Here is a 6,081-nt window from a genome sequence, read left to right on the forward strand (position 1 = left end):
CCTAAGGAGTGAGTCATGACTGTATATTTTCCTGAAGTGTCAAAACCCATTGCATTCGAAGGCCCTGATTCCAAAAATCCTCTTTCGTTTAAGCATTACAATCCAAACGAAAAAGTGATGGGCAAAACGATGGCCGATCATTTGCGTTTCGCCGTGAGTTATTGGCATACCCTTAAGGGGGAGGGCTCGGACATGTTTGGCGTGCCCACCATGAAGCGCATCTATAATGAAGGGGACAATCCCTTACAGATCGCCGAACAAACCCTTGAAGCTGCTTTTGAATTCTTTACCAAACTGGGTGTGAAATTCTGGGCTTTTCACGACAGCGATATTGCACCGGAAGAAGATACGCTGGCTGCGACCCAAAAAAATCTTGATCACATTGTTAAGCTCGCGAAGAAGATGCAAAAAGATACGGGCATCCGTCTGATTTGGGGAACCTGCAATCTCTTTTCGCATCCTCGTTTTATGTCCGGCGCCTCGACCAATCCTTCGCCCGCTATTTTCGCCTATGCCGCGGCAAAGGTAAAAAAAGCCATTGAAGTAACCAAATATCTCGGCGGTCAGGGCTACGTATTTTGGGGTGGACGGGAAGGCTATGAAACCTTACTCAACACCGACATGGGCAAAGAACAAGATCATTTGGGTCTCTTTTTGAATATGGCGGTGGACTATGCGAAAAAGATAAAGTTCGACGGACAGTTCTATATTGAACCCAAACCCATGGAACCTACCAAACACCAATATGATTTTGATGCTGCCAGTTGTTACGCTTTCTTGCAGCGCTATAATCTGGATAAAACTTTCAAGCTGAATCTTGAAGCAAACCATGCGACCTTGGCAGGTCACACATTAATGCACGAAATTGAATATGCCTCGGCAAACGGAATCTTTGGTTCTGTCGATGCCAACCGCGGGGACTTAATGTTGGGCTGGGATACAGACCAATTCCCCACCGACCTCTACGACACGACCTTGACCATGTACTCCATTATCAAGGCGGGCGGCTTCACCAAGGGCGGACTCAATTTTGACGCCCATGTCCGCAGACAATCCATTGACACCGTGGATCTCTTTCATGCCCACATAGGCGCTATGGACTGCTTCGCGCGGGGCCTCAAAATCGCCGCCAACCTTCACAAAGACAAAGTCTTCAAGAAATTTATTGATCAACGCTATGCCGGATGGAAGACGGGCATTGGCAAAGACATTGAAGCGGGCAAAGTGGGATTCGAAGAACTGGAAGCCTACACGCTCAAACATGGTGAACCCAAGATCGTCAGCGGTCGTCAAGAAATGTTGGAGAATCTTTTGAACGACTATATCTGCTGACCCAAGACTGAACAACGATGATTTCAGGCGGCTGCTCCCACCCTGGGCGGCCGCCTTTTTTATCGCTAAGGTTTCGTGATATCCGACATCAATTGATCTGTCTGCACAGGGAAAGCGCCTCTCTTCTATGCGGGCACGATCATCACCCAAAATTAAAGAGGGCGGATATCGTAGATTAAAGGTATCTTTCCTTTGTCCACAAATTGTGGATTGCCATATAAGGTTATGCCGAAGGAATAATTTTTGCTGCGCCCTTTGCCCGGAACTTTGAAAGAATTAAATCCGCGCCAAAAATCATTCTTGCCCCGCTTATTCAACAATTCGATAATCTCCGTCATGGCGTCTAAAGGGGCAATGACGTCCTGACCGAAAACCATGGTGTCCAACAATAAAAAGACGGGCGCGTGTCCATCATTTTCTTGATTTTGCGGAGGAACCAGATCCCATGCCATGTCTTTTTCTAAGTCATGACCCACAACAATCGTATCTTTTACACAACGTTGTAGGGAATTAATCCCATTTTCAAGGACAGCATCGACGAATTGTTTTTGACGGGAACCGGGAGGCGGAGAGTAGATTTGAGAAACATAAGGCGACAGCCCTAAAAGATTAAAACACTTCTGCGTATAGGGCTTAGCGCCTTTGGTGACAACAATGGTCTTTGCCCCTTTTCGAATCAAGTTGAAGAGCGCGCTTTTTGAACCGCGCCGTTCGCGCAAAAACCGATCCTTTTCCCGTTCTATATAACGGTACAAGGTTTCTTGCCATTTCACAAAGGCATCGGTAACAAGGGGGTTCCCTCTGCCGTATTTCTTTTCAAAGCCAATCCACGCCTCTTCTTCTTTTTGAAGACGAATATTGCGCAGTCGTCGCTCCCACACCAGCAACAATTCGTCACTGTCCATCAAGACCAATTTCCCGCTGAGATCAACAGCGGATTTGGAACTTCGAAAAATACCAGTGAACAAAGCGCTCAGCCTACTCAAAAAGACACGAATTCCAGAGGTATTTCCGTTCATTATGGGATTCATTATCCTGCAAGTTTATTGTTAACAAATACTACGATCTATCATAATAAAGAGCTCATACCACAAAAATCAAACTTTGTACGCCTCTTTTCAAATGCTGTCAAAACTGTATGAGACTCCGGCAAGCGATTATAGGTCACTTTCTGTAATTTGCTCAAATTCCTGTCCCGGTTGTACCTTCAGCTCAGGTGCATCTAAGGAGCGAAGGGACTGGGTCACCGGAGATAGTTCCGGAATCTCTTTCTCCTGAGCAATACCCAACTCTTTAAATCGTCGAGACGAAACGAGCACACGGGACTCTAAATTGCCGATAACGTTATTGTAGGAACTCACAGCGCCTTCAAGGTTTCTGCCTAAAGACTGGAAGTGCTGCGCCAAGGTCTGAATACGCTGATAGAGCTCTTTACCTAAATCGCTAATTTTTTGGGCGTTTTCCGCCAGACGCTCTTGACGCCAACCGTAAGCAACTGCTTTTAATAAAGCGATGAGCGTGGTCGGCGTGGCAATAATGATCTGTTTTTCGACCCCTTTTTCAATCAGAGCGGGATCTTGTTCTAGGGCCGCGCTGAAAAACGGCTCTCCCGGCAACAACAAGACAACAAATTCCGGTGACGCCTCAAACTGACTCCAGTAATTCTTTTCTGATAAGCGCGCAATATGATCCCGTATCTGGCGTGCGTGATCTTTCATGAGACGTGTTTTTTCAGTCTCATCAGGCGCCTCAAGGGCAGAGAGATAGGCTTCCAGTGAAACTTTGGAATCGACCACAATGGTTTTGTTGCTGGGCAACTTAATGATCATATCCGGGCGCAAACGCCCTGCTTCCGTGTCAACCGATTCTTGCTGGAAAAAATCGCAATACTCCAGCATTCCAGCCATTTCAACAACCCGTTGCAGTTGAATCTCACCCCACCGTCCGCGCGTAATCGGTGAGCGCAGCGCTTTAACAAGATTGGAGGTTTCTTGTTCAAGCCTAGACTGGGTGCGCGCCATATGTTTGACTTGTTCCGTCAAAGAGGTATAAGCAATGGTACGATCTTTTTCAACCTCTTGGATACGTTTGTTGACAGTCTCCAGAGATTCTTGAAGCGGTTTGACCAACTGATCAATGGATTTTTGGCGCAACTCAAGATCACCTTGTGCAACGGCTTGGTATTTCTTGAGGTTTTCCCGGGCCAAATCCAAAAAGGACGTATTGTTGGCTTTAAGCGCTTCCGCCGATAAGGCACTGAATGCATCGGTTAATTTGACTTGCGCCCGATCCAAGAAGACCAATTTTTCTTCATAGGCCTTGCGCTCCTCTTCCAGGCGCGCCTGCTGCTCAGCGAGCTGGGATTTTAGTTTCGATTGCTCTTCCAACAAGGCGTTCATTTGTGACTCACGTTCTGTGAGTTTTTTCTCCAATTCCGGTATGCGCTCATTGATTGTCTCTGCGGCTGCGCACTTTTTCATTTGTTCAGAAAGTTCTATTCGTATTGTTTCTGTTAGATGCCGTGATCCTTCAAGGGCTATTTGCAGGTCTGAGCGCTGCTGCTCGGAATGTTTGAAACGCTCTTGTACTTTAAGAAGCTCCTCATTTATTTGTATATATGCACGACTGTTCTTGGAAAGGAACCAAGCGCCGATCCCCCCGACGACAATCCCAAAGACAAAAGAAAAAATGGGTATTAGCGATGTCATACCTTTACTTGCTCCTTATCCTTTCAGTTTTGCCTGTGTCGAACGAAAACAATGAAGGATTGTTATTCGCGCCGGCGCAGAGGCGTGTCATCCCCCCTGCTTCATTTTGTACAAAAGAGCCGAGAAAAATGCTAGCTGTTAAAAAAAGGAGGACATTAACGCGTATCCCTTGGAAGCGGGGAAGGCAACCGGATAAACAACCCATGAAACATGCCCATCCATGAAGAGCACATTGGCTCCTCCCGGCACGTGATTAAATTGGGCACTGCCATGAACAGCGGCGGATACGATATCCCACATGACCGGGATGGTACTTTGTGCCATGGCGCCGGCTCCGGATGCGTTCACATCGGTAATCAGGAAGCGTTCCACCCCATCACGAAGACGCAACAAGCTATTGCCGTTACCATTGCCGATGGACTCTTGAGGCGGTTGCGACATCATCGCTATGAGATCATGTTTCATTTCGTCCCGCAAATCTTTGTCTAAGATCGTATCGTTATCGGGATTTTTATCGCCTAAAGGTCCCTGAAGAAAGGCCTCGCCTTCCATGAAGGAAATCATGGCCATGAGATAGACCATCTGCGCAGGCAGCCGTGCCGCAGCGGGCGCGCCGAAAAAGGATGCGTCAATAGACGGTGCTGTGTCTTCTGCCTTATCCAAAACATAGCCGTAATAGACGTAGCTGACGTCGGGACGGGCGGGCATTCCCGCACACCAACAAGACTCACCGGGCGCCGCCTCGACAATCCATAAGGGATCAGCATCTCCGGCGTCAGGATCGGAAGGGCATACGAGCACGTTCAGATCGGTCAGGTAGTCGGGATAAAGTCCGGTTATTCGGGGGGCGAGGGCGGCACGGTTCGCTTCGGGGTCCGGCTCGATACATCCTGCCGGCAAGTCATTGCCCCAAGGTTCATCGGCATGCACACGGGGATACAGTCCTTTTGACTCATCGGCGTATAGGGCAAATATAGTACCCAGTTGTTTGAGGTTATTCATGCACGATTTGCGCCGCGCCGCTTCACGGGCGCGCCCGAGCGCAGGCAACAAAATGGCCGCGAGAATGCCAATGATCGCAATCACTACCAGCAGTTCTATGAGCGTAAATCCTTGCCGTTTTCTATTCATTTCACCTTAATTCCTTGTCTGAACCGTAGAAACGATTCTATAACCCATGCCGCTTCAAAGGGCGGCCACGTTTTTTTTAATCTTTGGGATTAGGCAGTCAATAGCTCCCCTTACGAGGGGCTTAGCCGATACTTTTGCCTTTCAATAGCATACGTTGTTTTGTGTTCAAGAATCCAGTTACTATTAAAATACAGGGCGGTTCAAGGTTGAAATGCAACCGATCCAAAAAAAAAGAGGACATCACAGAGATCTTCGGTACAATAGTTCTGTTGAAAGAACCGAAAGAGTCCGTAATTGCCCACCACCAATTTACACGAGATGACCCTGTAAAACTAGAAACACTTAAAAGCCAAAGATTGAGCAACCGACAAATGGCTCAGATACTCGGGTTTCATAAAAGCAGTATGGGCCGTGAATTGCGCCGTAATGGTGTATGCGGTCGCTGGTGTTCCACTGCTGCGGATCGGCTCGCTATCAGTTGTTATCAGAGAAGGAAAGCACAGGACCGCCAGTGCCCTACCCAACTACCACGCGCCGGTTCTCAACCCTGTTTCTAGCCTCGCTTTCCCACGCCATTCTGAAGGCAGCGAAGAATCCCGTGGCGGCGGAGGCGGCGCAGTCATTAATCCAAGGCGCTGCACCCGGGCTTCCGCAACACCCCGCCCGCACGCTTCGACGCAACACCTGTAGGGGCGAGATTTATCGCGCCCAAGACCCTGCGCCACCGCTTCATTGCAAACGCAAGGTTTCTTTGGCGTCCAACGCGCCGGTACTCAAGCCAGCGCGAGTAACGCAGCGTCTTAGCGATACAAACACCTCGGGCGCGATAAATCGCGCCCCTACACCGGAAGGTTTTGTGCGTCTCCTGTCCATCGCGTCCATCCTGTCCATCGCGTCCATCCTGTCCATC

At 48.6% G+C, this 6,081-nt stretch carries 5 protein-coding genes; 2 read left to right on the plus strand and 3 right to left on the minus strand.

Annotation, left to right across the window (positions count from 1 at the left end; translation table 11 throughout):
* The first annotated feature begins 15 nt into the window (after positions 1-15).
* Positions 16-1,332, plus strand: a complete 1,317-nt coding sequence (gene xylA, locus GX117_08690) for a xylose isomerase (GenBank protein NLO33416.1) — start codon at positions 16-18, stop codon at positions 1,330-1,332.
* Positions 1,333-1,484: 152 nt separating this feature from the next.
* On the opposite strand, the gene GX117_08695 is transcribed toward xylA, so the two are convergent.
* The 3 genes from GX117_08695 to GX117_08705 all read right to left on the minus strand — a co-directional run bounded on the left by GX117_08695 (position 1,485) and on the right by GX117_08705 (position 5,171).
* A complete protein-coding gene (locus tag GX117_08695) occupies positions 1,485-2,351 on the minus strand; it encodes a hypothetical protein (GenBank protein ID NLO33417.1) in 867 nt (288 codons plus the stop codon).
* 138 nt (positions 2,352-2,489) lie between these two features.
* Entirely contained in the window at positions 2,490-4,040 is a 1,551-nt protein-coding gene (gene rmuC / locus GX117_08700) for a DNA recombination protein RmuC (GenBank protein ID NLO33418.1), read from the minus strand.
* Between the two features lie 138 nt (positions 4,041-4,178).
* Positions 4,179-5,171, minus strand: a complete 993-nt coding sequence (locus GX117_08705) for a prepilin-type N-terminal cleavage/methylation domain-containing protein (GenBank protein ID NLO33419.1) — start codon at positions 5,169-5,171, stop codon at positions 4,179-4,181.
* A gap of 511 nt (positions 5,172-5,682) precedes the next feature.
* On the opposite strand from GX117_08705, the gene GX117_08710 reads away from it, so the two are divergent.
* Positions 5,683-6,081: hypothetical protein (locus GX117_08710; GenBank protein NLO33420.1), on the plus strand; the 399-nt coding region annotated here is incomplete at its 3' end.

This window comes from Candidatus Hydrogenedentota bacterium (assembly GCA_012523015.1).
Taxonomy (GTDB): Bacteria; Hydrogenedentota; Hydrogenedentia; order Hydrogenedentales; family CAITNO01; genus JAAYBJ01.

Bases quoted from the DNA above. Each gene is read 5' to 3' on its own strand.
- rmuC (NLO33418.1), bottom strand. From the start codon at position 4,040: ATGACATCGCTAATACCCATTTTTTCTTTTGTCTTTGGGATTGTCGTC.
- GX117_08705 (NLO33419.1), bottom strand. From the start codon at position 5,171: ATGAATAGAAAACGGCAAGGATTTACGCTCATAGAACTGCTGGTAGTG.
- xylA (NLO33416.1), top strand. From the start codon at position 16: ATGACTGTATATTTTCCTGAAGTGTCAAAACCCATTGCATTCGAAGGC.
- GX117_08695 (NLO33417.1), bottom strand. From the start codon at position 2,351: ATGAACGGAAATACCTCTGGAATTCGTGTCTTTTTGAGTAGGCTGAGC.